At 57.8% G+C, this 26,645-nt stretch carries 24 protein-coding genes and 2 pseudogenes; 13 read left to right on the top strand and 13 right to left on the bottom strand.

Translation table 11 applies throughout. From position 1 onward, the window contains the following. The first annotated feature begins 33 nt into the window (after window positions 1-33). Window positions 34-732, top strand: coding sequence for an OmpW family protein (locus EJ069_RS27525; protein ID WP_126063905.1), 699 nt, complete (start codon window positions 34-36; stop codon window positions 730-732). Window positions 733-1,476: 744 nt separating this feature from the next. Here EJ069_RS27525 and EJ069_RS27520 read toward each other — a convergent pair. Further along, window positions 1,477-1,695, bottom strand: a complete 219-nt coding sequence (locus EJ069_RS27520; RefSeq protein WP_126063904.1) for a helix-turn-helix transcriptional regulator — start codon at window positions 1,693-1,695, stop codon at window positions 1,477-1,479. A 109-nt stretch (window positions 1,696-1,804) separates the two neighbouring features. Here EJ069_RS27520 and EJ069_RS27515 point away from each other — a divergent pair, with 109 nt between their 5' ends. Next, window positions 1,805-2,071 carry a DUF2285 domain-containing protein gene (locus EJ069_RS27515; protein WP_126063903.1) on the top strand — a complete coding sequence of 89 codons (267 nt, stop codon included), beginning with the start codon at window positions 1,805-1,807 and terminating at the stop codon, window positions 2,069-2,071. A 1,184-nt stretch (window positions 2,072-3,255) separates the two neighbouring features. Here EJ069_RS27515 and EJ069_RS27510 read toward each other — a convergent pair. Next, window positions 3,256-3,489, bottom strand: a complete 234-nt coding sequence (locus EJ069_RS27510) for a helix-turn-helix transcriptional regulator (protein WP_126063902.1) — start codon at window positions 3,487-3,489, stop codon at window positions 3,256-3,258. A gap of 116 nt (window positions 3,490-3,605) precedes the next feature. Between EJ069_RS27510 and EJ069_RS27505 the strand changes: the two genes are divergently transcribed. After that, window positions 3,606-3,914 carry a DUF2285 domain-containing protein gene (locus EJ069_RS27505; protein ID WP_126063901.1) on the top strand — a complete coding sequence of 103 codons (309 nt, stop codon included), beginning with the start codon at window positions 3,606-3,608 and terminating at the stop codon, window positions 3,912-3,914. 606 nt (window positions 3,915-4,520) lie between these two features. Then, window positions 4,521-5,489 (top strand): glutamate 5-kinase, encoded by a 969-nt coding sequence (gene proB, locus EJ069_RS27500; protein WP_245456327.1) that lies wholly within the window; start codon window positions 4,521-4,523, stop codon window positions 5,487-5,489. 148 nt (window positions 5,490-5,637) lie between these two features. Here the strand turns inward: proB and EJ069_RS27495 are convergent, their stop codons facing one another. The 4 genes from EJ069_RS27495 to EJ069_RS27480 form a co-directional block, all read right to left on the bottom strand. Further along, window positions 5,638-6,372 carry a LuxR family transcriptional regulator gene (locus EJ069_RS27495; RefSeq protein WP_126063900.1) on the bottom strand — a complete coding sequence of 245 codons (735 nt, stop codon included), beginning with the start codon at window positions 6,370-6,372 and terminating at the stop codon, window positions 5,638-5,640. Window positions 6,373-6,881: 509 nt separating this feature from the next. Beyond that, window positions 6,882-7,934, bottom strand: a complete 1,053-nt coding sequence (locus tag EJ069_RS27490; protein WP_126063899.1) for a GlxA family transcriptional regulator — start codon at window positions 7,932-7,934, stop codon at window positions 6,882-6,884. Next, entirely contained in the window at window positions 7,934-9,043 is a 1,110-nt protein-coding gene (locus EJ069_RS27485; RefSeq protein WP_126063898.1) for a mandelate racemase/muconate lactonizing enzyme family protein, read from the bottom strand. The genes EJ069_RS27490 and EJ069_RS27485 overlap by 1 nt, the downstream gene beginning before the upstream one ends. An 8-nt stretch (window positions 9,044-9,051) precedes the next feature. Then, on the bottom strand, window positions 9,052-10,605 hold the full coding sequence (locus EJ069_RS27480) for a trimethylamine methyltransferase family protein (protein WP_126063897.1): 1,554 nt from the start codon (window positions 10,603-10,605) through the stop codon (window positions 9,052-9,054). A 644-nt stretch (window positions 10,606-11,249) separates the two neighbouring features. Between EJ069_RS27480 and EJ069_RS27475 the strand changes: the two genes are divergently transcribed. From EJ069_RS27475 to EJ069_RS27465, 3 genes are read left to right on the top strand one after another with little or no spacing between them, the layout of a single operon-like run. After that, a complete protein-coding gene (locus tag EJ069_RS27475; RefSeq protein WP_245456323.1) occupies window positions 11,250-12,836 on the top strand; it encodes an adenylate/guanylate cyclase domain-containing protein in 1,587 nt (528 codons plus the stop codon). Window positions 12,837-12,877: 41 nt separating this feature from the next. Further along, window positions 12,878-13,645, top strand: coding sequence for an E2 domain-associated cysteine-rich protein (locus tag EJ069_RS27470; RefSeq protein WP_126063896.1), 768 nt, complete (start codon window positions 12,878-12,880; stop codon window positions 13,643-13,645). Further along, window positions 13,632-14,237 (top strand): Pycsar system effector family protein, encoded by a 606-nt coding sequence (locus tag EJ069_RS27465; protein ID WP_126063895.1) that lies wholly within the window; start codon window positions 13,632-13,634, stop codon window positions 14,235-14,237. The genes EJ069_RS27470 and EJ069_RS27465 overlap by 14 nt, the downstream gene beginning before the upstream one ends. Before the next feature lie 538 nt (window positions 14,238-14,775). On the opposite strand, the gene EJ069_RS27460 is transcribed toward EJ069_RS27465, so the two are convergent. The 3 genes and pseudogenes from EJ069_RS27460 to EJ069_RS33830 all read right to left on the bottom strand — a co-directional run bounded on the left by EJ069_RS27460 (window position 14,776) and on the right by EJ069_RS33830 (window position 16,782). Next, window positions 14,776-15,702 carry a BRCT domain-containing protein gene (locus EJ069_RS27460; RefSeq protein WP_126063894.1) on the bottom strand — a complete coding sequence of 309 codons (927 nt, stop codon included), beginning with the start codon at window positions 15,700-15,702 and terminating at the stop codon, window positions 14,776-14,778. Between the two features lie 419 nt (window positions 15,703-16,121). After that, window positions 16,122-16,421 (bottom strand): annotated as a pseudogene (locus tag EJ069_RS33835) (SDR family oxidoreductase). Continuing rightward, the gene (locus EJ069_RS33830; RefSeq protein ID WP_281060077.1) at window positions 16,378-16,782 is read right to left on the bottom strand and encodes an SDR family oxidoreductase; all 405 of its coding nucleotides are present in this window, start codon (window positions 16,780-16,782) and stop codon (window positions 16,378-16,380) included. The pseudogene EJ069_RS33835 and the gene EJ069_RS33830 overlap by 44 nt, the downstream one beginning before the upstream one ends. Before the next feature lie 473 nt (window positions 16,783-17,255). Here EJ069_RS33830 and EJ069_RS33515 point away from each other — a divergent pair, with 473 nt between their 5' ends. Both EJ069_RS33515 and EJ069_RS27445 read left to right on the top strand, forming a co-directional pair. Further along, on the top strand, window positions 17,256-17,495 hold the full coding sequence (locus tag EJ069_RS33515) for a hypothetical protein (RefSeq protein WP_245456321.1): 240 nt from the start codon (window positions 17,256-17,258) through the stop codon (window positions 17,493-17,495). Window positions 17,496-17,990: 495 nt separating this feature from the next. Then, a complete protein-coding gene (locus EJ069_RS27445; RefSeq protein WP_126063892.1) occupies window positions 17,991-18,902 on the top strand; it encodes a LysR substrate-binding domain-containing protein in 912 nt (303 codons plus the stop codon). On the opposite strand, the gene EJ069_RS27440 is transcribed toward EJ069_RS27445, so the two are convergent. From EJ069_RS27440 to EJ069_RS27430, 3 genes and pseudogenes are all read right to left on the bottom strand, one after another. Then, on the bottom strand, window positions 18,899-20,134 hold the full coding sequence (locus EJ069_RS27440) for an FAD-binding oxidoreductase (protein WP_210211314.1): 1,236 nt from the start codon (window positions 20,132-20,134) through the stop codon (window positions 18,899-18,901). The genes EJ069_RS27445 and EJ069_RS27440 overlap by 4 nt on opposite strands. Before the next feature lie 98 nt (window positions 20,135-20,232). Next, window positions 20,233-21,758 (bottom strand): annotated as a pseudogene (locus EJ069_RS27435) (aldehyde dehydrogenase). Next, complete coding sequence (locus EJ069_RS27430; protein ID WP_126063890.1) at window positions 21,736-22,680, bottom strand: dihydrodipicolinate synthase family protein; 945 nt, start codon at window positions 22,678-22,680, stop codon at window positions 21,736-21,738. Before EJ069_RS27430 ends, EJ069_RS27435 begins: the two are co-directional and overlap by 23 nt. A gap of 326 nt (window positions 22,681-23,006) precedes the next feature. On the opposite strand from EJ069_RS27430, the gene EJ069_RS27425 reads away from it, so the two are divergent. After that, window positions 23,007-24,116, top strand: a complete 1,110-nt coding sequence (locus EJ069_RS27425) for a hypothetical protein (RefSeq protein WP_126063889.1) — start codon at window positions 23,007-23,009, stop codon at window positions 24,114-24,116. Window positions 24,117-24,191: 75 nt separating this feature from the next. Continuing rightward, the gene (locus tag EJ069_RS27420) at window positions 24,192-24,386 is read left to right on the top strand and encodes a hypothetical protein (protein ID WP_126063888.1); all 195 of its coding nucleotides are present in this window, start codon (window positions 24,192-24,194) and stop codon (window positions 24,384-24,386) included. 435 nt (window positions 24,387-24,821) lie between these two features. Here the strand turns inward: EJ069_RS27420 and EJ069_RS27415 are convergent, their stop codons facing one another. Next, entirely contained in the window at window positions 24,822-25,202 is a 381-nt protein-coding gene (locus tag EJ069_RS27415) for a type II restriction endonuclease (RefSeq protein ID WP_210211312.1), read from the bottom strand. On the opposite strand from EJ069_RS27415, the gene EJ069_RS33825 reads away from it, so the two are divergent. Together EJ069_RS33825 and EJ069_RS33820 are read left to right on the top strand one after the other, a co-directional pair. Next, the gene (locus EJ069_RS33825; protein ID WP_126063887.1) at window positions 25,184-25,822 is read left to right on the top strand and encodes an aminotransferase class III-fold pyridoxal phosphate-dependent enzyme; all 639 of its coding nucleotides are present in this window, start codon (window positions 25,184-25,186) and stop codon (window positions 25,820-25,822) included. The two genes, EJ069_RS27415 and EJ069_RS33825, sit on opposite strands and share 19 nt — an antisense overlap. Beyond that, a complete protein-coding gene (locus tag EJ069_RS33820) occupies window positions 25,771-26,346 on the top strand; it encodes an aminotransferase class III-fold pyridoxal phosphate-dependent enzyme (protein ID WP_126063886.1) in 576 nt (191 codons plus the stop codon). The genes EJ069_RS33825 and EJ069_RS33820 overlap by 52 nt, the downstream gene beginning before the upstream one ends. Window positions 26,347-26,645: the final 299 nt, after the last annotated feature.

Raw genomic sequence — 26,645 nt, 5'->3', positions numbered from 1 at the left:
TGCATCCTTTCTGAACATCAAGGAGTGAATCTCATGGCGAGAACGCGAATGGGCGTAGCGCGGGCAATAGCAGCGGCGATGGCCCTGATCATGGTGGGACAGCAGGCCGTCGCCGCGGAGCCTGCGCAAGCAGAGACCGTCCTGGCGGAGACGGGAGCCTCGGTCACCGAAGCGCCAAGCCCTTGGCAGGTCCGCTTGCGGGCGTTGGGCGTCGTTACGAAAGATCTGGGCTACGTTGATACGCTTCCCGGCTCCGGTCTTTCGTATTCGGACACGGTGACGCCGGAACTCGATATCTCGTATTTCTTCACCGACAACATCGCCGCCGAACTCATACTCGGTACCACCTATGCCAACATCGCGGGCCAAGGGACGATCGGAGGGTTGGGCAACATCGGCAAAGTTTGGCTGCTGCCGCCGACGCTCACGTTGCAGTACCATTTTACCGATCTCGGCGCGTTCAAGCCTTATGTCGGCGCCGGCGTGAACTACACGATCTTCTACAACCAGGACACTGGCAGCGCTGATGCTCTCAAGGTGAAGAACACGTTCGGCACGGCGCTGCAGGTCGGATTCGACTACATGGTGGACCAGCACTGGGGCCTCAACTTCGACGTGAAGAAGCTTTTCCTGAAGCCGGACTTCGACGTCACGGTGGCCGGCGCGAAGCTGACGGGGAAGGCGGAGCTCGATCCCTGGCTGATAGGCGCAGGTGTCACCTACCGCTTTTGAATATCAGAGTGAAGTCTGCTTCCCGACTGCCGGTTTAAATGAAGGGCGCCTCGCGCGCCCTTTTTTACGGTCGACACTGCAGGGCGAGACCTCATGAAGCCGATTGTCGAGAGGGCGGGGCTCTCTTCCGGCGGACCAAGAAGGTGAACTGGCCAGCTGGCCCCGCGCCTGAGATGGAGTGCTCAGAAGCGCTTTGAATCGGGACGGGCTTTGGTATTGTGGGTGGAATGCTTCAGCCAGACCATTTGCCAGCATCGTCTCCCGGACGTCATGTCTGAGCTTCGTGTCAGCGCAAGGCGAACACGCGGCTCCTAGATGCCGACAAGATGGCTGGTTCAGCCATGCTGCGACAGTTGCCTGTTTTTTCAGTTCTTTGCTGTTCGTGCGCTAACCGCAACGCTCGATACTAGTCTCGCGTGCCTGTCCCAGTGGGGTGGGCGGCAGAAAGCGATTAGGCCCGCTGAAAGAGGCAGACCGCATCCGGAGACCGTAACCAAGAGAAGGACCTGAAGCGAGAGCGAAGGTTGCGGGAGGCCGCGGCGGGCCTAAAAGGGGATGCCGACCAACCCCCCACGCCCCAGGAAAGGCGGACAAAAACCGCAGCGGCCGACTGTCCAATAGGGTGCGCCCGCGCCAGGCGAGCCAAATGGCAGGGGCTGCCGGGGGACCCTAAGAAAAGCGGGTTGGGTTCACGAGCCCCCGGCGCGCGCCATCAGGCCGCCAGCTACTTGGAGGGCGGGGGCATCAGGTCTGTTTGTCGGGCCGAACCAGATCCATGTGGCTGACGCCGAGGGCCAATGCCAGTTCATAGATCGTGATAATTGTCGGATTTCTTCGGCCTTTCTCCAAGCCGCTGATGTACTGCTGACTGAACCCGGAACTCTCCGCAAGCTGCTCCTGCGTCAGATGCTTCCTTTGCCTGATCCTCTGTACATTCCGACCGACCAACTTGCGCATATCCATGCACGCAAGCCAGCGGATCAGGCGGCTTGAGTTTATCAACTATAATATGTAATCCACATTTAGCAGGCAGAGGGCTTCGCGGGTCCATTGTCCGGAGATCGAATTAGCGATGTTACAGCCCAAATCGAACACGCCGTTCGCCGACGAGGTCCCCTGGTCGGACCGCATTACAGCCTACGACAAGGACCACTTTACAACCTATATGAGGCTTCTGGACGCCTCGGCCGACAACGCCACTGAAGAGGAAATGGCCCATGTGATCCTCGGCATTGATCCGGCACGCGAACCTGAGCGCGCACAGAACGTTCTTCGCAGTCATCTCGACCGCGCAAACTGGGTGGTGACGAGCGGCTACAAGGATTTGTTCGCCAGTTGACGAAATGGGCGGTGCGGTCGCTTGGCTTCAAGCAACGAAGTCGCGTAACCACCCTGCATCGACGCATCACCACAGCGCGAATGCGCTCGATCGCGAGGACTTCCAGTCGGCGCGGATAGCCCAGTGCTTCGGCACCCGCAAGCCAAGCGTCGAAGCGCCTGCAGGACGAAGCGGAGGCGACGGCAGCGCGCTTTGAGCGAAACAGGATTTTTTGCAGTCGCCCTTACGCCGCAACTGTTGACACTTTCAAGAGAGTCCGGAGGCGGCTTTCAACCGCCGATCGGGCCAGATCGCGTCCATAATGAGTCGGACGGGCAGCAAAACGCTAGCGGCACGAGCTGGAATGCGGGCTCGCACCGCAGGGGTATATGCTCGCGGCGCCCCCCCAGAAATGCCGTTGCGCAGCATGCCAGCCTCGCCACGTCGAACAGCGATCTCGCCGGACGGGTGTGACGATAACCGCCGCAATCCTTGTGGTCCCGGGCAACTTGCCTTCCCCGCGCGTGGGTTCGCAGGCAGACAAGCGTGATGACGCAGGCGGTCGGCATAATTATGCGCAGCATGCCGAAGCGTGGCTCAACGGGCAGCTTGCGGCATCAAGGGTGACCTTGCGGGACACTAGTTAAGTGTAGCCCGGCCGCGGGGTCCCCGGACTGGTCGTGACCACGACCGATAGCATTGCGCCACCTATGGGCGCGCCCGCTTGGGCAGCGGTTTGGGACCATTCCCGCGCAACTGGCCTCAACAAGACGGAGACAGGAACGATTCCGACGTTTCGCTAGCCGCAGAGCGGGATTTGAGGACATGGCGCCCGCCCTCGCCTGCTCTTCGCTGGCGGTACGCTTCTGTCTCATCGTTTTGTCCTCCGCTCGCCAATCGCTGCTCCCAGGAAGCGGTGCGGCGGCGAGTCATGACAGGAACGGACCCGCCGTCTGAGCCGCACCGCATCCGAAGGACCGGAACGAGGAGAATGACCCGAAGCTCACAGCTAGCTAGGGTTGCGGGACGCCGCGGCGGGCCTAGAAGGATGCGGCGCCACCTGCTGGAAGGCGCAACAGAGAGAATTGCGAGAGTCTTACGACGCGCGCTAGGAGGCGCAGCGGAAATGGTCGAGACGCCCTGAGCCAAGAAAAGCGGGGAGCGACCCACTGGCACCCGGCACGCGTGATGGGCGCGGGCGCCCCCTACGTCCGCAGGCTCAACAGAATCTCACACGGATCAGCGTCGAGGGCCGCAGTTACGTCGAGAAACTCAATGATATCGAGACGCCGCTCTCCACCCTCATATTTCGCCACGAAGGATTGCGGACGACCAAGCTTCTCAGCCACCTGCGCCTGCGTCAGTCCTTTGACCTTGCGCAGTGAGATCAACTGGGTCAGAAACCGCTGGTGGCGGGAAGATCGAAGAGATTTGGGCATTAAGGTGAACCGGTCAGGTGAAGACCGGCTCAGCGACTAATCCCCGCTTCGGATTATCCCATTTTGGGATATTCTGCCTTGGATCCAGCGATCAAGATGCGAGGTTCGCGGCAGACATGAATCGAACAACGGGAACAGATTGGACTGAAAGCTCAACACTGCTCGACGAGGTCCCTTGGTCAGACAGCCTCACGAGCTATGACAGGCAGCATTTCAAAATCTATCTGAGGATCCTCGACGCCTGCGCCGACAATGCTACCGTAGAGGAGATGGCCGATCTCATTCTCGGTATTGACCCGGCACTTGAACCGGGGCGCGCCCGCAAAGCTATTCACAGCCATATCGACCGGGCGAACTGGATGATTACGACCGGCTACAAGGAACTGTTCCGGGCTGACGAAAAGGGCAAGGCGTTCGCTTCTTGAGCAACGAACTGGCTACCGCCATTCATCGGCACATGGCCACGGCGCAGCGAACGCGGTCGCACAGATGATCGGGAGGACCTTTCCAGTAGGCGCCGACCCGCGGTTGGCCGACGCAATTTTCCGGTGGGAATCACCCGCAGGCGAACCGTTGAGCGCCCGCAGGACGAAGCCGAGGCGGCGAGAGCGCTCTTCCAGCGAAACAGGGTTTGGCAGTTGCCTTTGCGTCCTTAGCGATCTCGCTGGATGATGCGACGACAACCCCGCAGTTCCTCGTAGCCTCGCTCCCCGCAGTAGTATGGTTGGGTATGGACAGAGTGCCGAACAGATTCGGGCCGCTGAATATCCGAATTGCAATCAACGGCGAGGCGCTATTCGACTTGGGCTGGGCACGCAACGTGCAGACCCCGAGTTTCGCTGCTCGATCGCCGCAGCAGTCTGATTTGACCAAATGAACTGGCAAGGAACTGGCAGCTAACGCGGCAGCAAGGGCACCATGCGCGCCTTTAATCATCGTGAACCCCCGGTTACAACGAATTTAAAGACTCTTCACGACCGAAATCACTGACAAGTGGTACGTTCCTCAGCAAGTCTTCGGCGGCCCCGAAAGTGTTAGGTCATACAAAGAAGTTGAAAGCTGATCATCCTGCAAGGCCGCACAGCCGCCTGTTTGGATACCAAGAGATTGAAAAAATGTCTTCCCTGCCCTGGCAGCAACACCCAATCCAAAAAACTACAAGCGCGGGCCAATTGCTTTCAGCTCGCCGGATCATCGTGAAGATTGGCTCTGCACTGCTTGTCGATCCACAAACGAGAAAGCTGCGCGGCGCTTGGCTTGAGTCGCTAATAGCCGATGTCGCCCGATTTTTCTCACGCGGGCAGCAGGTGATTCTCGTCACATCCGGTGCTGTCGCGCTTGGATCTTGTCAATTCGATGGGTTAGACAGACCACTCAGAATTGAGGAGAAGCAAACGGCGGCGGCAATTGGTCAGGTTCGACTTATGCTTGCTTACGAACAGAGATTAAAGCGCCATGGTTTTGCGTCGGGGCAAATGTTATTGACCAGCCAAGACATAGAGAACCAGAATCGCCGGCACAATGCATGGTCGACCCTTCAACAACTTCTCAAAATCGGGGCCGTACCCATCATCAACGAGAACGACACGACCGCAACGGCCGAGATCTGCTTTGGCGACAATGACCGGCTGGCGGCACGGGTCGCGCAGATGGTAAATGCCGACCTTTTAATTTTGCTTTCTAACGTAGATGGCCTATTCACGGAAGACCCGCACGACAATCCGTTGGCTCGTCTCGTGACAGAAGTGCGGTGCATTACCCCCGAGATAGAGGCCATGGCGGGTCATTCTCTCACCCGCTATAGTTCGGGTGGCATGGTAACAAAGTTAATGGCAGCAAAGATAGCCATGGGCGCGGGATGCGGCATGGTCATTGCGAGAGGAACCGAACCTTACCCGCTCGCCGCCATCGAGAACGGTTCGCCATCGACGTCGTTTGTTCCGATCGCCAAAGATAAAGCTATTCGCGGGACCTTTGATGAACTCTGGCCGCCTGAATAACTCCAGCGACCGTCAATTCGCGGACGGGCTTGCAATGCTATCTGGCGCAATGTTGCGCAAGGAATGAGCCTGCCATCGGAGGCTAGTGCACCTACTGAAGCGGCCTCTGCAAAGCATAGAGGAACCAAGGTCGAAGCAGTTTACTAATCTAGAGAATTGAAGATCGTGAGGAGGCTAACAGCGCTACGGCCTGGTTTTTGGTGCGCACGCCGAGCTTATTCCTGGCATTATCCAGATGAAAAGCGACCGTGCGCGCTGTGATGCCCAAGATGCAGGCCGTATCCAAGGCGGACGTGCCGCGCGCCGCCCACCGCAGGCAATCATATTCACGTGGTGTCAACAAAATGCCGTCCACCGTTCGATTGACAGAGAGTTTGCGGCGAATATGAATGTGAAAGCACATTGCCATGAGTTGGAGCGCCTGCTCATACCGCTCGGCGACGCGCAGTAAAGCGGACGGCTCACGCGCTGCAAAGGTCATCGCAGCAACACGGCCTCTGCGATCGACAATCGGGATCGTCAATCCAGAGCAGATGCCGAACTCTGCCGCTTCAGCGAACAGCCTTTGCTGAACCTTCGATGTCTCAAAGCCACGAAGGTCGCATTCCCATTGGAATGGACGTTCGGCAAGTCGCGCACGCATGATGACGGGATCGACTCTCTGATACTGGTTTCGCAGATAGTGCGCTGTCCAGGGACGCGGATAATTTGAGATCAACTTGGGCTCGCCGGAAGGTTGTGAGGGCAGGGATAGATAGGCAAACGTGAGTAGATCAAATTTTGAGGCCGCGCTGGCCAAGGCATCCCGAAAATCTGTTTCGTCGACGCTCTCCGAGAGCCTTTCCAGAAATGTCTCGAATACAAGCGGCATATCCTTTGTCATTGTCCTGACTCAATTTCTCCACCTGTCTGTTGCGCGCCACGCCGACTGGAGGCCCGGTAAAGCGACCCGCTTAACCGCTGCCCGCATCTCTGCATGGGCCGCCTGACAGTCTTGCAGAATGGCGCAACGTCTGGATCTTCGCTCCGATGATCCCAATGGCAACTACGCTGGACCTTGGGACGGCTATCTCCGCGACGCTTGAGCATCTCTCCAAACGCAATTGTGCAATGAGAGAGCCCTCTCGGAGTGAAACGACACAGCGCCCCTGCATCAGTGGTGAGAAGTCATCCTGCGCCATCATGGTCAGCGGCATCTAAAGGAATCATCAGTCCAGAGGTTGCTGCGTCAACGTCGCTCCGCACGAAGAAGAGAATGACAGGCGCTCATCTTCGCCGCTCTGGGCACTGTGATCTGGAACGTAGTTGCGCCGCTTCTGTGTGTTGCTGGGCAGATCGACTTCAAAGATCATACGGATGCCGCCGTTCCGTAAAGTTCAAATTGCCAGTCTATCATCTTAAGCCGGGACCAACCCAGGCCGGTACTCTCGCTCGACACTGCTGCGGCGACATTCCATTGAAGATTCTGAAGCACTTTGCGAAGTGCGAAGCAGACATGAACCCGCAGGCCATGGCAACGTCAATGATGGGCATCCGTGTGCCTTCGATCAGGCGCTTTGCATGCTCTGTTCGAATCCGGAGATAGTGACGCACCGGCGGAAGTCCAATATGGGAAGCGAACAAGCGTTCCAGCTGGCGCCGTGACACTCCGGCTTTTTGCGCGACCTCGTCCATTGCGAGCGGGAACTCCACGTTTTCTTCCATGATCCGCATTGCCATCAGGAGCTTGTCGCTCACGCCGACAAAGGCCAGGCCCGCTGGGCCGGTCTGGCGGTTTGAACCTGAGCGCTGACCTTCAACTGTCGCGTGGCGGCAGACCTCCTGGGCAATATACCCGCCGGCATGGCTGCCGATCAGATCCACGGCCAGGTCGAAGGCTGCCAGTTCTCCTGCGCAGGTTGAATACTGGCCGTCCTTGACAAACAAGGAATCGCTTACACGAGCCTGGTTGAACACTTCGGCGAACGCAGCGAGGCGCGACCAGTGAATCGTACAGCGTGTGCCTGCCAGAAGGCCCATTCGAGCAAGCAGCCATGTCGCTGTCCCAACGGCAGATATCGGCACCCCGCGACGCGCCATCGTTCGCAGGAATCCATTGAGCTCAGGTGTCAGTTGCCGTTCGACCGGCTCGCCCGTCATAATAGCGAGCTGGTTCGGTCTGCGATCTTCCGCGCCTAATACCAGCTCGTCTATTGCGAAATCGACAGCAACCGAAAGGCCGTTGGCGCCCTCAATAGGCCGGGCGTCAAGGCCGGCGATTCGCCACCGGAACAGGGGCAGCCGCGACACCGTATTGGCGATTCGGAATGGTTCGAGGTAAGCGTGAAGCGCCAAGTGCGAGAACCCGGGCAGCACCAGAACCACTAGATCAAACGGTCGGCCGGCCGCCGAAATCGCCGGCGCGGCCCACGACTTTATGACACTGATATTGGCAGGCGCGTTCATCAGGATCCGTATGTGACCAATGCTTTGCCGAACATGCCGGCTTCCGGTTTGACGCCGAGGCCTGGCAGTTGCGGCACGGCGATGTGACCCTTTTCGATAACAACCGGGTTCTTCGCGTCGAAATGTCCGTCGATATATTCCTGCGCGATCCAGGCACCCTCCATGCGGCACGGCTCTACGGTCGCGGCGAGATGGACGCAGGCCGCCGCAATGATGTCGCCACCCCAGGCGTCGTCGCAGCTATGCGGCAAGGAGCGGATGGCACAAAGGTCGCGAACGGCCGTCATCTTTGTGAGGCCTCCAAGGCGAGTGACCTTGAAGCCAAAGCCGTCAGCGATGCCCTGGGAGATCGCCTTGAGTACGGCATTCTGATCCTCTGTGTTCTCGTCCAGATATATAGGGTGCGTTACCCTGCCCTTCAGTGTGGCGACCTCATCCATAGTGTTGCAAGGTTGTTCGAAAACAAACGGGATTGCCTCACATAGCCGATCAAGATGGATTGCAGAAGCGACAGTGAGGCCTCTGTTGCCATCCACAGCGATGCGCGCTTTGTAACCGACTGCCTCCCAAACTTTGCGAATTGTGGCCACGTCCTCTTCGAGAGAGCGCCCCGAGATCTTGACCTGAAGGCGCAAGTAGCCCGCCTTCAGCTTATCGGCGGCAATTCGAGCGGTTTCATCCGGTGCGCCGACGATCAGCGAATAGTAGGCTGGAACGCGGTCGGTCAGCGCGCCGCCCAAGAGAGTCGAGACCGGAACGCCTAGCTGCTGGCCGAGGAGGTCCAGGAGCGCCATGTCGAACGCTGCCTTGGCATAGCCATGCCCGTTGAGGCGTTCGTCCATGCGTTTTGTTAGAAGCCTGATCGAGGCTATCTCAGAACCGACGAGCCCCGGGGCGATTTCGGCTATCGCTGCGCGGGCGCCCAATGCATGATGCGGTTGATATAGCGGCCCAACTGGACAGGTTTCGCCCCAGCCCGTGAGTCCGTGATCGGTCACTATCTCGAGAAGCGTGCTGTCCAGCGACTCCACCTCGTCGCTCGCCATACGGTAGACGCCGCCCTTAACCGGTAGCCGAGTGGTATAAAGGTTGATGTGATCGATGTGCATGACGTGGGTCAGAAGTCTTCATTCAGGGCATCGACGGCGGGGATTTCCCGTGAGCGACGATCGATATACGCGCGCAATTCCTCGTCCTTCGCGACATCGAGCTTAGGTTCTTCATATTCGTCCAGAAGACGGCGTGCATGATCGAGCGCGCGTTGCTTGATGTCCTTGGAGCCATCGGCGTACCACTGCTCGATCGAGTTATTGTCAAACAGTTTCGGGATAAAGAAGGCCTTCTCGAAGTTCGCCTGTGTATGCGGATGTCCAAAGTAATGGCCGCCGGGCCCGACATCGCGGACCGCAGCCAAGGCTTCGTCAAAGTCGTCCCACTGGATGCCTTGGGTCATGCGATAGCCCATAGAGCAGACTTCGGCGTCGACGACGAACTTCGCGATCGAGCAGTGCATACCGGCTTCATTCCAGCCAGCCGAATGCCAAATGTAGTTTGCGCCTGACATCAGCACGGCCATCATCGTCATCGCACTCTCATAGCCGGCTTGCGCATCGAAGACCTTGGCGCCGCCGAGCAGGTTTGAGGTACGCCAAGGGACATTGTAGCGGCGAGCCATCTGACCGATCATGAAGTTCATGAGCGATATCTCCGGCGTCCCCGCCATCGGCGCTCCCGATTGCATCGACACGGTCGACAGATAGTGCCCATAAATCGCGGGGCAGCCCTTCCGGACCACCTGCGTATACGCGAGTGCAGAAAGCGCCTCCGCATTGAGCTGAGCCACCGCCGCCGCGGTGGAGGCCGGCGTATTAGCGCCGCCGAGAACGAATGGCGAGCACAGAACGGGCTGATTGCGCCGGCAGAAAGCACGCATGCCGCCCAGCATAACCTGGTCCCACACGAGCGGCGAATTGCCATTGCAGTTTCCGGTGGTCACTGCATGCTTGTCGAGGAAGCCTTCGCCGAACAGGATCTCGCACATATCAAGCACATCCTCCGCATTTTTGGGCGAAGTAGTCATGCCCATAAATATCTTGTCGGAATGCCTCATTGACGAATAGGTGATGTGCAGGTGCCGATGCGCGACAACAATGTCCATTGGCTCCACGATGTGGTGCGCCGATGAATGCAACGCCGGCATCATGTGCGCTAGCTTGTGAAAGGTCCCAAGGTCCGCGATCGTCGGGCCACGCCGGACGTCATCTAGATCGCGCATGTAAGGCGCGCCGGTCATAGGCACAAAGATAGATTTGTTGCCGCCGAGCGCGACATTCTTCGTCGGATCCCTAGCGAAATAATCGACTTTGGGGGGGATGGTCTTGATAAGTTCCATGACCAAGCCGCGGTCGAGGTGAACGCGGTCATCCGCCCGCACGTCCGCTCCGGCTCTCTTCCAGTCCTCGATTGCGATCGGATCGCGAAACACTACGCCTACTTCTTCAAGGATCGCGAGAGAAGCCTCGTGAACGCGCTCAACCTGCTCGGCATTCATCGGCTCTACGACCGGCAGGCCGCGCTTCAGCGTCGGCAACATGTCGACCTTCGGCGCCATGCGGATCGTCCGCCGCGCTTCCCGCCCTCCTCTACGAGAAAGTTGTAGCTGAGCAGTCATGCCGGCCTCCAGAATAACGGTACGGCCCGTGTGAGCCGGCCTCAACTATTGCTGGAGCCCGAAGCTTTGACCTACTGCAAAAGTCTCACGCGTCTGTTGACTAACGCGCGGCCGTGGTCGGGCCGTCCGATCAGATAGCTCGCATCGACAAGAAAGACCGGTTCCCGCCGAAGGCAGGTCACGGGTGCACACTCGACGAGTGCGTCGAGGAAAAAAATTCAATCGTGAGACTACTTTTTTGCGCCAACGACCTTGTGCGGTTCCGTGCTAGCAAGTGTTGGTTGGTGTTGGTGGGACTCAAAATTGTGACTCTAGACGACAACGTTGCGTACGTTTGGGGCTGGATTCGCAGCATGGTGAAATTTGCGGGATCTGGGACAGCCCTGTTGCTCCTGAGCCGGCCCAAGTATCGGTTTGACGCAACGTCTTGCAGTAAAACTGGCCTCGAATGAGACGAGTGTACGCCTCGACATGTTTCCCCCGTCCAAGAGGTGACTGAGGCTTTTTTGTAAAGAACCGCTTTTCCCAGATGCAAAGGCGTTTGGAAAATCTCTGTCAGAACAAACAGCGAATTGAACGCAAGGAGGGCATCTCTCCCGGCGCACAATCTCGACGCTTCTATGCGAAATAGACGGACAGGAAATTTGATCGAAGCTTGTGAGGCGCCCCGGGCGCCTAAAGATGAATGGAGTCGAAAATTGTCGAATAGTTGGAAATATGACCGCGCTAAGAATGCCATTGATGCCCGCATCAAGGACGTTGAAACGGTGACGGTCGCCGACTACAAGCGGGATACGTCACTGACGTCCATACCGACGAACAAAGCCTACCGAATAGATGCTGTTCACCTCTACGCCGACATTTTGAACCTTCGAGACATGCTTAAAAGCACCGCGACGGAAGGAGAGACCTGCCATAAGAGGACACTCCGCTTTCTCAATCTTCACTACAGGGCCGTACACAGAATCTTATCAGCGTCGGATGCCCTGCGTGTCGATTTTCATAACCAGCGCCTCCACGCGGTCGTCGCCAAGCCCTACGGCGAGGATTCGGAAGGCGACCGCGTGAACCGAGCGGTGGCGATTGCACGGTTGATCAGCGACGTCCTGCAGGAAACGGGCGACGATGATGAGAACATCCCCGCAGCGCAGGTTCGTATTGGCATAGACAGCGGCCGTGCGTTGGTCGTCAACAACGGCCGCAACGGCAACCGAGAACCGCTATTCCTTGGCCGCCCTGCCAACATGGCCGCAAAGATCGCGTCGAACGGAAATGACGTTGGAATCTATCTCAGCAACGAGGCACGATCTGCAATAGGCCTCGAAGAGCTCGATGCTGGGGACATACCGCTTACGCCGTTGACCGACGCAGAGATCTCCGAGTGCCAGGATGCAGCGCAGCTCGGCTTGAGCAAGGACACCCTGGTGTCGGAATGGCACGCCGACAACAAGAACAATCCAATCGGCTCCTTTGTCTTCACGCGAGTCACGCCACCCCTGCGAGCTCTCGACATCCCTTTGCTGACCGCGGGCAACTCAAGACGGATGGAGACGATTTCGGTCTACGCTGACGTCGACAATTTCACAGCCTATGTGGACGCCCATATCGACGATGATCCGGAAGACGTTGTTCGCTGTCTCCATGTCATCCGCTCAGAACTTGATCGGGTTCTTTCTTCCGACTTCTCGGGACGTCGTATCAGGTTCATCGGTGACTGCATCCATGGCCATTTGATGGAGGGTACCGCCTTTCAGACCTACACCGAGGACACGGTATCGACTGGAACACTTTGCGCCGGTGCCTTCAGGAGCAGCTTCGACCTAGCGCTTGAGCGGCTGCGCGCGAATAACGTAGATACGGACGGTCTGGGATTGGCGATTGGTTTTGAGTATGGACCAACTGCCATCACTCGACTTGGCATGCAGGGCAATCGTGTTCGCTGCTCCACAGGACGAGCAGTCTTAGGATCAGAGGACGAACAGAAGCGCTGCACTGGCGAGCAGACGGCAATCGGCCAAACCGCATATGACGGAGGCCCGGCATCGGTGCGCACGCTCTTCGGAACGTCGAGGCGAAAGTCAGGTCTCACGTATGATGTGGTGCTAGAAGCGCTCGTTGCCGATGAAAACAAGGTGGCCAAAGCCATACACGCTGCCGCTTACGTGGTGGTGAGTCCTTCAATAGCCAGAGCTGCCGAAGAGCCGTTCCGACCTTACTGGGAGAAGTGCTAACACCGATGTCGGCCGTTTGGCTATTGGCTGAGACTGCAAACTTGAACCATGCCGTCTTCATCCGCGAGAATGGCGAGAGCGCAATCTTTGCTGTCCAGCCCCCGCTTGCTTCCGGTGCCCCAGGGACTAAATTTCTTATCGATGTCAAGAGGGTCGGCGAGACGGTTAAAGCTCGCGAATTGAAACCGGACCATCTTCCATCGTTCTGCCCGGAACGCCACATAAACTTCGACGGAAGCTTCTGTCTTTTTTGGGCGGAGCTCGAGCCTCATACCATCGACAGTCATGAGGCGGCGGCTGGATGGTGGCGGAAGTTGCTACTTTTTCTCCTTAGGCAAGGCGCCGCCGCGGTAATACGCTCATGGCCTGGAAAGGCCGATGCTAGGGCCCACGGGTCAGAGGCTGCGAAACTTCAAGCGGTCGCGGAATTCAATGCGTCCAACCTCGGCCAAGCGTACATAGCTTTTCTTCGGGAAGACCGTTTTTCGACCGTGGAGAAGCGGGTAAACAATGAGCGCCGAGTGCGACTGCACTTGGACGGTAAGAGGCTGCTTTCAGTCGTGCGAAAGGAGCGTCGCGTCATGACGCTTCGGCAAAGATGCAAATGCGGCCATGAGAACCGCCCAATTTCCGCCTGCTCAGATCACGGTAAAGTCCTCGCAGATTTCGTCCTAGCGTTAGATGGCTGGCGTGAGGCTGAGCGGGCGTTCTTCAACAGTTTCAAAAACTCGACGCTGAAATGCTGCGGGACAATGGACAACTGTCCTCTCGCCAACATTCTAGGCGTGCAACTCAATGAAGCTGCGTAGGATTGCGATGGCCAGAAATGATCAGCAAGACAGTTATGAGAAACTGCTCTCCGCCAGCCATGGGCGGATGCTGGACCTCGTGAAATTTGCAGAAACGAAGAACGCAGCCCTGCTCACCTTTTGCTCGGTTTGGATGGGATCGATTATCACTATACTCCGATCCTTGGACGAACCGCCCATGGGCTACCGAGCAGCATTCCTTGTTGTTCTTCCTCTATTGGCCGTAGCGGCTGTCATATCATTGACTTCATTCTTACCAAAATTCCTACATCACTTTCATCGGACCGTGGATGGATCGGCGAACCTCCTATATTTCGGCGACATCGCAAAACTGCGATCAGAGGAATTCGGTGAAGCCGCCAGGAGGCGGTATTTTCCGGAGGATGGTCAATCCGCCACCGACGACTATTTGGACGACCTAGCGCTCCAGGTCGCCGTGCAGGCTCTCATCGCAAATCGTAAATTCAAGACTTTCAACGCCGCCGGCCGACTCGTCCTAGCTTCATTCATTTGCATGGCGGCCCCCCCGGTGGTCTGGGCTCTTCAAACTATTTGGACGACCGCTAAAAGATTGCTTCAGGTAGCCAGTTAACTCTTCAGGCGGTCAAAAGATGCCGAGTTATTTTAGATTGTGAAGGAAAGGTTTTCACGTGATCGCGGGGCAGCGCTTCTATCAAGAAGAGCCTGAGGCCAACGTCACTTCGGTGGGATTCCTGAGTCGCCTGTAGCCAGTAGGGTCTCGGACAAATTGTGGAATTTTCCAAGGAGGCAAAGTTGATTGAGCAGGATTGGCGGACAATGAAGTCTATTTCATTATCTCGGAATCTTCGGCGTCTTTGTGAACTCCAAAAGAGTGGCAACGCGCCAACCGGGAGAGGCCATCGGGCTGCTACTTCCACTGGACTTGCGTGAAGTCTATCAAAGCGAGTTGGCTGCGGCTGATCGATACCGATGGTCATGTCATCCAGAGGTCACGACCTCCAGTAAAGGGGACAGGCATTAGAACCGTGCCCCCACGCGATTGTATTCTCGAACTGCTGCAAGCGAGATGAGGGAGGCCGCTACAGACACGTGGAGCGCGGTCCGGTCCGCCGAGCGGGACGACGCCTCCTGTGTTGAAGGACCCGCCGTCAAAGGCCCAGCGCCTTCTGGAGAGTAAGCTCTTCCACGAAATGTATGTTGCCGCCCTTCTCGCGAAGCTTCAGGGCTTCGATGATCTTGGTCCCCTGATGGCTATGGAGCCAATCGCGCGAAGCGATCGCGGCTATGATCAGGTAGTCGGTGCTGCGGGAGACGCTCCTAGTAACCACCCCTCCCCGTTCTACGATCCATCCCTCGATAGCCTTTCTAGGCCCCATACTAAAGTTACCGGTCACTACAAATCCCGCGTTCTCGAACACCAACATGCTCGAGTCTCTCAGGACGCCGTCTATGGAGGGCGTGTTCCCGTAAGTTGGTAACCCGGTGTCTGCGCAGCTATCGCCGACCAATCGAACGATCCACTCGCCGATGTCTTCTTCTTCCTCCGTCGATAGATGCCCATCCGATATCGCCTTGGCAGCCACCCTCTTCAAAGCCGCAATCCTGGCGTCATCGAGGAGTTGCGCGTTCTGGTCGATGCGGTCGATCAGCTTTTCGACCTCCATGATCTTCAGGCGATTGTCGCAGGCAATCCCGGCACAGAAGCCGAAGAACCTGTTGCAGCAGTCATTTGGGCTGCTTTCGGAGAACGGTCTCAAGCGATAGTCGACGATTCCGGAGATGATCCCGAAAATTTCCCCACGGTAATCGCTGTATGCGGTGTCCAAATCCTGGATGAGGTCTGCTGCGTCGTCGTCTCCAAACAGCTGGAGGAACTGCTCGGCTTCGGCCCGAATTGACGCGATTTCCAGGCTCTCAATGGATTCGCTGGCCAGAACACCTTCAAGAAAACCCAGCCAGTATGCCTCGGCCTTCCGACGGTTGCTCTTCGCGTGTATTCGCCATAGCGCAGACCCGCCGTACTTCAATTCACCTGCCCCCATCATCCCCTCCCTGTACAGCAGTTTACGAACCATATTTGCGGCCGGTCCTCAGCGCAATGACATCAGTTCACGAGAACTGATTTTGCCGCGGATGGAGCCAAATCGTTGTGCAAGAGCATGACCAGAGTCTTCGATTCCATTACCAAATGCTCGCCATCAACGACCCTTTGCTGTCGATCATTGCTGCATCTGAAAACGGGCCGGTTTTCATCCCGGGGCCATCCGCCGTGAACGATGAAGTTTTTGTGCCTGACGCGCTGCGTGCATATGCCTCAAAGCGTAATGGTGTCCTTGTCTGGCACCGGTAAGTTGGGCGATCTCTCGCCTGCAGGTTTGGAGACGTCGTGGTTCTGGTAACACTTATAGATCGCATTACCAGGCGAATTCGTGAGAAAGTCGATCCGACAGTCTGACAAGGGGCGGAGAGCCGGCCCATTGGCCGGCTTCGTGGCCTAGGGAATCGGTAGCGGCAACTTTTTGGTACGGCCGCCGTCGATGACGTAAACCTGACCGGTCACGAAGGCGCTCTCTGCCGAGGCAAGCCAAACGGCTAGATTTCCGATATCGGTTGGCTCGCCAAGACGGCCAACCGGATGCATGGCGAGCAGTTCTCTGTAGAGGCGGGAGCTGTCGGCCATGCTATGTATGTGGATTTCACTGAGATCAGAATTGATTCAGCCCGGTGCAATGGCATTGCACCGGATGCCCTCATGCCCATGATCGACCGCTACTGCTGCGGTAAACCCGTGAATGCCGGCTTTTGAGGCGGAATATGCAGGATGGCCAGGATTTGGACGCTAGGCCTTCAATCGACCCGATATTGACCACGCTTGCACCAGTCCGGTTGCGGAGGTGTGGCAACGCCGCCTTCGTGAGCAGGAATGGGGCCTTAAGATTGATATCCATCATGTGATCCCAGTCCGCCTCAGCCATCTCATCGACCGTCTTCTCGAACATGACACCAGCGTTATTGACCAGGATATCCAGACCGCCAAGGCTTTTGACCACAGTTTCGACAGCGGATCGAATGTCGTTGGAATTCGCGAGATCCGCCTTCACATAGATGGTTCGATTGTTAAGCATCCCGTCAGGCGGCGAATTTCTCTGCACAATGGCAACTCTCGCCCCCTCCTCTACGAACCGCTGTGTAATACCGGCGCCGATACCACGTCCCCGCCTGTGACGATTGCGATCTTGCCTGATAGCCTATCAGCCATGGGTGCCTCAATAGAGAGCTTTTGCATCGTTCAATTCGACCGCCGTGCCCGTGACGGAGCGTAGGACATAGGAAGATTACCACGTCGGCTATTTGGTCTGGCTCCGCGAGCCGGCCTTAAGGCACCGGGTTGTTGGCCTCCGCTGCGGCTGTGTACGGATCGAAGCCAGGCCGGAGGGCCGGTACGCAGCATCGGCGCGTTGACTTCATTTGGGCACACCGCGTTGACCCGCGTCCCGTCACTTGCCTGGTCGCGGCCGAGACATTTTGGCAACGCCGCCACGGCTGCTTCGCTGATCCAGTACGCGGCGTGCCCAGGCCCGGGATAGGGTCCCCAGTAACATGCGACGTTCACAATGGCGCCGCCGCCATGTCTCTTCATGTGGCCTATGGCTTTCCGGGAGGTATGGAAAATGGAACTCACGCTAATCTCGAATGTCCGCTCGCAAAATTCGCCGGTCGTCGTGAGAATATTTCCTCGCGTGATGATTCCGGCTTTGTTGACGAGCATGTCGAGCCCTGTCGCCTGGACGGAGTACTCGATCAAATCCTCGCAATAGTCCTTGCTCCTGAGGTCACCAGCTTTGGTCCAGACATTCTGTCCGGATAGATTTAGTTCTGCCTCAAGCCTGTCGAGTCCGGCCTGGTCGAGGTCGCTCGCAACCACACGAAAGCCCTTTCAACGAACTGCCTGGAGATAGCTCGCTCTATGCATCCCGCAGCGCCTGTTATCACCGCAGTTTTCTTATCAATGCCAGTCACGGCTCAAGTCAACCTTTGAGAAAAGTTCCCATCATAATCTCTGAAAGGCCGCCGAAGACTAGTGGGGCAGTCCTGCAAAAGTTTCACCTCCTTGTTGAGTTGTCAGCCAGCGGCATCGCCACGGATTGTGCTACGCTACAGCGGTGTCGGACTTTGATCGGGCAGCGTCGCAGATCGCGAAGCATGGTTCGAGCAGTTTTACTAAGCTGCGGCGCAGCTGGGTTGGAATTGCGGCCATAATCGGCCGTAACGCAGATTATCAGCTGCAACCCGATTTCCAAAAGTACCGAGTGGTTGATATATTTGTCGCCCGGCGCGATTGTCGAAGTATTTGGAGCTTGAGATGGTTCGCCGCTATTACGACCTGCCGTCCCTGACTGCTTTGGCTGTTTTTGAAGCGTCTGCCCGGCACCTGTCATTCAAATTGGCTGCTGCCGAACTGAACGTCACTCCTGGGGCTGTCAGCCGGCAGATCAAAGCGATCGAGGATGAACTCGGTGTTCCGCTCTTCGCTCGGCTGGCAACCGGCGTGGCGCTGACAGGCGCCGGCGAAGACCTTTATGGCGCGTTGGCCAGCGGTTTTTCGCGGGCCGCAGATATCGTCCGAAATGTGAAGCACGGCGACCGGGCGAAGAACGTCACTCTCGCCTGCTCTGATGCGTTCGCGTCGATGTGGTTGATCCCACGGATGCCGGACTTCTGGACGCGAAATCAGGACATTGCCGTTGACCACCTGATTTCGGACAATCCTCGAGAATACCGGCGCGCCGAAGTCGAACTGCGTATCCGCTACGGGTTTGGATCGTGGTCGAATGAAGATGCTGAACTCCTTTTCGATGAAACAATCTACCCGGTATGCGGCCCTGGATTTGCAAGCAAGCATCGCGACGCAACAGCGGAGTCGTTGGCCGACCTTCCTTTGCTGCACGTTGACTGGGTGGATCCCGACTGGGCTGGCTGGGACGAGGTCTTGCGGCGCGCGGGAGTCTCGCATGGGCCGACCCGTGGTCGGCGCTTCGGCAAGTTCTTCGTGGCTCTCCAGGCCGCTCAAGCCGATCAAGGGGTGGCTGTTGGCTGGCACCGCCTTGTCAAGGCGCAGATCGAAGAAGGGAGTCTCGTCAGACTGACGGATCTCGAGTTGCCCGCCCCTGGTAGCTATTATCTCACCTGGTATGAAAATCGCACACTGTCCCCTGCCGCGCAGAGCCTCCGTAGCTGGATCCGGGAAACGGCGGCGCAAGAACGAGAAAGCTAGAGCTCTCTGCCGGCCCGCTTCTGCATCGCCCACAGCTTCAACGGCACTCCGATCGACATCAGCGGTTCTGGATACAGCCGAACTGGGGTTGGCTCGCTCAGGGCGTCTGCAACCATCGGCTCGTTGCTACCGGCGGCAAGATCGGCAGCCAGCATCCCATAGAGGGTAGCTTGCACCGTTCCAAGGCCATTGCAGCATCCGGCTACGAAGACCCTATCCTCAATTTCGCCGAATGCGGGCGCTGAATTGAGGGAGAGACACAAGTGGCCTCCCCAACGAAATTCCATCGGTATTTCACCCAGCATAGGGAAGCGCGCCTGGAACGATCGGTCGTGCGCAGCGCCGATCCGACGGATCTGCTTCTCACTGGTGGACATATCCGGATTATAGGTGAAGGTGTTGCGGACGAGGATCCGGTTGCCGATCCTCCGGATAGTTGATCCCATCGGATCAGCCGGGATCAGGCCCCAGTTCGGTTCACCGCCCAGAAGCGCCTGTTCGGTCCTGGAGAGCGGCCTTGTCATGCTGGCGTAGGTGAACACATGGAGCAGGCGTTTCCTGAAGAAGCCAAAGCTTTCAAGATGACCGTTGACCGTCAGTATCAGCCGCGGCGCGGTGATCTCGCCCCCGGTCGTCCTCACGGTATGCATTTTGCCGGTCTGCAGAGATATGACCGGCGAATTCTCGAATATATGGAGACCGCGGGTTAACCCTTGGGCGAGGCCGCGGATGAAGCCGGCCGGCTGTGCCATTACTGTTCCCGGCGTAAAGGTACCTCCGGCGAAGAAGTCGGTTCCGGTGATTTCCTTCAGCTGCAGCGCGTCGAGCCGCTCGAATGGCTCGCCTAATCCCGTCAGGTGCTCCTCGAACCCGCGTAGGGCAGAGAGACCGTGGCCGGTTGCCGCCCCATGAAATTTGCCGGCCCGAACAAAGAACTTCTGCAGACCGTACTCGTCTGCGGATGAAGCAGAGAATTCGATCGCGGCCCGGTTCAGGCGGATGCGCCGGCGGTCGCGGTCCTGGCTTCCGCCGTAGTGCTCACTGCCGAGTTCGTGCGGAAGATCGATCATGAAGCCGGAGTTGCGCCCGGCAGCACCCCAACCGATGCGTTGGGCGTCGACGACCGCAATGCGCTCGTCCGGCACCAGTTGGGACAGACGCCGCGCGGCCGCCAGACCAGCAAAGCCGGCTCCGACAATGAGCCAGTCTGCCTTGTGACGGTCGCGCAGCACCTCCGGTGCCTTGGGAGGCGGCAGAATACCGTACCAGCCGGACGGGACGTGTCCGCAGGCGTGCGGACAGCCGCGTGGTCGGTCATCTTTGCGATCGGCTAGTCTACCGAACGCGAGACCTCAGGATCGGAAATATCCGCCCAGATGGTCTTGAGTTCGGTATACTGGTCGTGGGCATGCAACGACTTGTCCCGTCCCCGAAGCCTGAAAGCTGGAAGCCGCCGAAGGGCGTCGAGATGTCTCCTTCCCCATAGCAGTTGATGGTCACCGTTCCGGCGCGGATGTCTCGCGCGATACGATGTGCCTTGCCAAGATTGGCTGTGAAGATCGAGGCTGCAAGTCCATATTGCGTGTCATTTGCTACCCGGACTGCTTCATCAGCGTTGGTAACCTTAATGACGGAAAGCACCGGTCCAAAAATTTCTTCCCGTGCAATTGTCATTTCGGGGGTAACATCGTCGAACACGGTGGGCTCGATGAAAAAGCCTTTCCCGCACCTGTGGGCGTTCCCGCCCGTGACCATCCTGGCGCCTTCCGCCCGCCCCTTCTTGATGTAGGCCATAATTCGGTCGAACTGCTCCTTCGAGACAATGGCACCGAGCCGGTTGGCTGGGTTCAGCGGTTCCCCCAGAGGCCATTCCCTGAGCTTGTGCAGGACCGTTTCCACCAGGCGGTCCTTGATCTTCTCGTGAACGATGAGGCGCGAATTGGACGAGCAGTTCTCGCCCATGTTCCAGAAGACCGCCTGGGTGACATGCTGTGCTACGACATCGAGGTTCTCGGCATCATCCAGAACGATGCAGGGGTTCTTCCCGCCGCATTCGAGCACGATGCGCTTGAGATTGGACCTGGCGGAATATTCCAGGAATTTCCGGCCGACATCGGTCGAACCGGTGAAGGCGACCATGTCGACATCGGGATGCAGGCCGAGTGCCTTGCCGGTGATCTCGCCGGGACCGGTTACGATCTGGAGGACGCCCGCGGGGATCCCCGCCTCATGCGCCAGTTCGGCAATGCGCAAAGTTGACATGTTGGTCTGCTCGGCCGGCTTGACGATTACGGAGTTGCCGCTCGCAAGAGCTGGCCCGATCTTCCATGCCAGTATCAGGATAGGGAAATTCCAGGGCAGAACGCAAGCGACCACGCCGAGCGGCTGGCGTACGATCATCGATACGACATCATCACCGGAAGGCGACGTCTGGCCGTAGAGCTTGTCGGTGGCTTCGGCGTGCCATTCCAGGCAGTGCAGGGCCTCTGGAATGTCTATGGTTTCGACGTCATAGATCGGCTTGCCGCTTTCAAGCGTCTCAAGCACTGCAAGCTCATGGGCGTCTCGCTTCATCAGTTTTACTAGCCGCCGCAGAACGCGCTTGCGCTCGCTCGGATGCGCACGCGACCAGACGCCCGATTCAAACGCCAGTCGTGCTTTTTCGACAGCGAGATCGACGTCGGGCTGGCCGCAGGAAGCGATCCTGGCGATGACCTGCCCCGTGGCGGGATTGATGGTTTCGAATGTATCCCCAGATTGTGCTGCCCGCGCCGTGCCGTCGATCACTGCGTTGGTAGGCAGTGGCAAGCTGTCCGCCAAGTTCTGGTACTCATCACGCGTTAATAGCGATGACATTCTCGGAAGCCCTCTTTTGGGATTTTGTAGTGATCGACGCGATGACTGCTTTAAGGGTGCGGATCGTCGACTCGAGTTCCCGCTTTTGTTGGTCGTCGAGTGCCCGCATAGGTCGGCGCACCGGCCCAGCCGGCAATCCAGCCAATTCGCACGCGAACTTGATGCTTTGGACGAACTTGCCGCCCTGTTCGAGAAGGCTCATCAGAGGTAGAAGGGCCGACATGATCTGCCGGCCCTTGGTGAAATCATTCTCAATAACGCACGCTTCGTACAACGCGAGGTGCTCAGCCGGCAGGCAGTTGCCCGCTCCGCAGACCCAACCCTTGGCGCCCCAGGCGAAGAATTCGAGCGCCTGATCGTCCATCCCGCAGAACAGGTCGATATGCGGATAGTCACGAGCCAGGGCGTGCAGCTGATTCATGCTGCCGCTCGACTCCTTGATTGCACAGAAATTGGAGCTGCGACCGACGCGGTCCAGGAACTCGAAATCCATCATCGTGCCGGTGCGTCCGGGATAGTTGTAGAGCATCACCGGCAGATCGGCGGCCTTGTCAATTGCAAGGGCATGATTGGCAAGTTCGAGCTGCGTGGGGACAGCGTAGTAGGGCGAACCTATCAGGATGCCGTCGTACTTCAGGTCCTTTGCAACCAGCGCATATTCGATGCAGTCTTCCGTGCGGATCGCGCCGACGCCAGCAATCAGGGGCAACTTCCCCTTCACCATGCTCCTTGCAAGCTTTAGCAGGACGACACGCTCATCGCGTGACTGGGCGTAGTACTCGCCTGTCGTGCCACCGACAATGATACCGTGGACGCCAGCGGCGACGAGGTGCTCGACCATGACGCAGAAGCCGTCACGGTCAATCGATCCGTCCGCATGAAAGGGCGTTGTGACGGGCGGAATAACGCCTTTGAACGACATCTGCCTCGCTCCGATGTGGGCTACAAAGTCAGTGTTATATGCAAGCCTGAAGGGCTCGGCAGCCGAAATAAAGTCACCTGGTAGGCAACTTTTTTGCGGTTCGAGCTATGATTCGCAAGGCTTGCCCGTCCATTTGATGGCGGGTAATTACCTGACGCGCCCTGCCTCTGCGAATGCGTGAAATTTTATAGTGACGACGGCGAGATGGTCGACCGGAGTACGTGGCCGTGTGTTTTGAGCCCTAGCGGGTATACGCCGAGTGCACTCGAACGACCCGCTTTGATGACCGGTAGCTATTTGGCTTTCACTACGGAGACGGTTAACCAATGAAAATGTTTGATCAGATCGTCACCAACGAAAAACTCCATCCGCAATATGTGAGCTTGCGGGACATGTTTTCGTATGCGCCGGCACGAGGAATGATTGACGAGATCGCAGAGAAGCTCGTCGACGTCGACGGCAACTTCGTTGAGCAGTTCCAATCAACGGGCTTTGACGCTCGGACTTTTGAGCTATTCCTGAATACCATGTTTGCCGAGCAGGGACATGAGGTCTTGCGCGACTATGATCGCCCAGACTTCTTGTTGCGGAGAGATGGCATTGAAGTCTTCGTAGAAGCGGTGACCGCCAATCATCCTGGTCAAGCAAGTGGTCAGCCATACCAAGCTTTTCCTGAACCGAAGTCGCTGGCGGACGCTTCGGAGTATCACCTGAACGAAGGGCCCATCCGTCTAGGTAGCCCCCTCTACTCAAAGCTGAAGAAGAGGTACTGGGAGTTGCCGCATGTGAAGGGAAAACCGCTCATCCTCGCTATCCAGGATTTCCATGCACCCGGATCCCTGGCGAACAGTTCATCGGCGCTCTCTATGTATCTCAACGGTGCAATGGCTACCTCGTGGAAGGACGAGGCTGGGTCGCTTTCTGTGAGCACGGCGCAGATCCAGAAACATGTCGGCTCGAAAGAAATCCCTTCAGGATTCTTTGCGCAGCCAGGGGCCGAACACATCTCGGGCGTACTCTTCGCCAACAGTGGCACGATCGCCAAGTTCAACAGAATGGGTCAATTGGGAAAACACCATTCGAATGCAGTGCACGTATTCCGCTACGGCACGCATTACAATTGGGACCCAAATGCCACCAGGCCATTCCCGTTTCTATACGAAATTGGCGACCCTGAAGCGCCGCCTGAAAGTTGTAGACAGGGTACCGAATTGATCCGCAACCCTCATGCGCTCAATCCAGTACCAACTGAGTGGTTGGGCGCCGCAGTCGAAACCACGTTCGCGAACGGACAGATTGTGCCGTTGATTGCTAAAGGAGAGGATTTTCTCCCTTACATGTCGATGACCACGCACTTCCCTTCGACTGCGTCTAATGACGCCATCAACCAGGCATTGATGCTGCAGTTCGAGCCGCTTCGCATGATGTTCGGATAGTTAGCGTGCCCATGACCCAAATCATCGACTGGCTCAGGCAAAGGCGCATGGGTTGAATCATCTCTCAACGAGGAGGTGAGCGCCATCTCGCTGCTCTGGACCCCGTTCGAGTCCGGCCTGCTCAACACCGAAGGGAGTGCCCGATCCATCTGCAACATGGTGGATAGCTGGCAAAAGGACGGGACACTCGACGCGCCATCCTTCGACGCGGAGCTCAGCTATTTTCGGATGAAGGTGCTGGATCGGTACGGCGCGCTCCTCGAAGGATAGCGCGCCCGACGCGGCGGCGCAGGGTGTTCGGGGTGAGAGGTGCATGCCGGACCGGCGAAGCTCGGCGGCTTCGTCGTCGATTGGCCGGTTGGCAGTGGAAGGCGCGAATGGTGCGTGACGCGATCAGCTCCCCACTCTGTGAGCAAGGCCACCTCGAGCGGGCCAAGATGGAAGGTGCGCGCGTCTCAGACATCAATGGCAACGAAGCTTCCTCCAGGCGGCAGATCGGCCACGTGTCGGCTACCGATATTAATGACCTGCGATCCCTGAGCCAAAAACCGAGCCTAAAAAGCAAGCCGAGCCACCCCCAAGCTCCCCACGCCTCGAGTCAGCGGGAATTGAAGGCCGTCTCACTGCGGTTGCTGGCGGGCTTGCACGAGCTGCACGAAATCCATGAGAGACATCAGCCACGACCGCTGGCTCTCGCGATAGGTATCATGGAGCTTCGCAGGCAGCACCAGCTGGAGACGCTGCCTTCATCTGGTCGGTCTGGTTCTCGGATATGGCCGGCTCAAGTGTCAGCAGATGCTTCGACGGTATCCGTGCCGCCTCCGGCAGCACCTGGCGCCAGCGGTCTTTCAGCGTCGATTTGGATTCCAGCATGGTCAGCAGGTCGGGAGAGAAGCCGGAATCAGTGTACTCGGCGTGGCCAGGAAACAGAAAATCCGGCCTGTTGCGGTTCTCGGTCTCCGCGCCCCGCGAAAACCGGATCGAGCGCGCCTGAAACAGCGCCTCCAGATGATGCTCCAGCGACTGCCCCGCCCGGGATTTCCGGCGGTTCTGCACGCTCAGGGAAAATGCCAGAAAACCGTCCACGTCAGCTGGTCGGACATTCGCATCCGCAGGTGGTTGACGCAGTTCGAGCGCAGTTGCAGCGCTTCACCCATACCTTCTTCGGCAGCATTCCCTATGACGGTTACGTGCGGCTCGCGGAACGCCTCAACGCAATAGCCCCGTTTCGCTCGCCGGCGAAAACCCTGCTTGTCACTACTGGCGCAGAAGCGGTGGAGAATGCCATAAAGATCGCTCGTTTCCACTCGGGTCGAAGGGGTGTCATTGTCTTTAGCGGCGGTTTTCACGGGCGCACGTTACTCACCCTTGCGATGACCTCACAGATCTATCCATACAAACGCGGTTTCGGCCCCTTCCCCACTGATGTCCACGCGCCCTTTCCTTCGGCTTATCGAGGCCCTGGTGTAGACGAGGCCCTCGAAGCGCTTCGAGACCTGTTCGAAACGCAGATCGAACCTGACGAGGTTGCAGCCATGGTGATCGAGCCAGTCCAGGGTGAAGCTGGTTTCCTGCCGGCGCCGCCCGAGTTCATACGCGGTCTGCGCGCCTTGTGCGACGCCCACGGCATCGTCCTGATCGCGGATGAAGTCCAGTGCGGCTTCGCTCGCACCGGCCAGGTTTCGCCATCGAGCATTCAGGGGTAGAGCCGGATCTTGTCGCGCTCGGAAAGAGTTTCGGTGGCGGGCTCCCAATCGCAGCTGTCATTGGCAAGGCTGTGATCATGGACGCCGTGCCGCCGGGCGGACTCGGAGGCACGTTCGCGGGAAATCCTCTTGCCTGCGCGGCGGCACTTGCCGCTCTGAACGTGCTCGAGGATGAGAACCTGACCGCCCGTAGCATGGAAATCGGCGAACGCCTCACCATCGGTTTCCGCTCTCTAAGCCGCCGAGGGAACAATCGCCAAATTATTGGGGAGGTGCGTGGCTTGGGCGCGATGATCGGCATTGAACTCGTTGGCGATACAGTGTCCCGGTGCCCGGCGACAGCGCTGACGGCAAACCTTATGAAAGAGGCCGCGATACACGGTCTACTACTCGCCTCGGCCGGACGCGCGCATAATATCATACGCGTCCTTGCGCCGCTTACTGTATCGAACGAGATCATCGACGAAGCCTTGGCGATTTTCCAGGATTCGCTTGGGCGGGTGGTCACGCGTTGCCACACTTGATTAGCCATGCTGCCCTCAGAAATAGAGTCCCAGAATAGGGCTGGAGATCTGAATGGTGAGCCTCCGCACCGGGGGTTGGTGGGCAGGGAATGGGAGACGGCTTGCGTGAGCGTAGCCGAGTACGGTTGACTACTCACACTTCGGGCCGAGTGCTCGCATTTGAGCATTCTGCCGACGCATCTAGTGCCCTGAACACTGCACCCGTCGGAAATCAGTCAAGATGCTTAATGTCACAGCAGCGGTTTAAGACGGGTGCAACAGATCCCTCAAGTAAACTTGCAGAACTTTTAGCCTCCAAC

Source organism: Mesorhizobium sp. M2A.F.Ca.ET.043.05.1.1 (genome assembly GCF_003952445.1).
Taxonomy (GTDB): Bacteria; Pseudomonadota; Alphaproteobacteria; order Rhizobiales; family Rhizobiaceae; genus Mesorhizobium.
The sequence above is the reverse complement of the archived record's forward strand: the minus strand, read 5'-3'. Positions and strand labels throughout refer to the sequence as shown.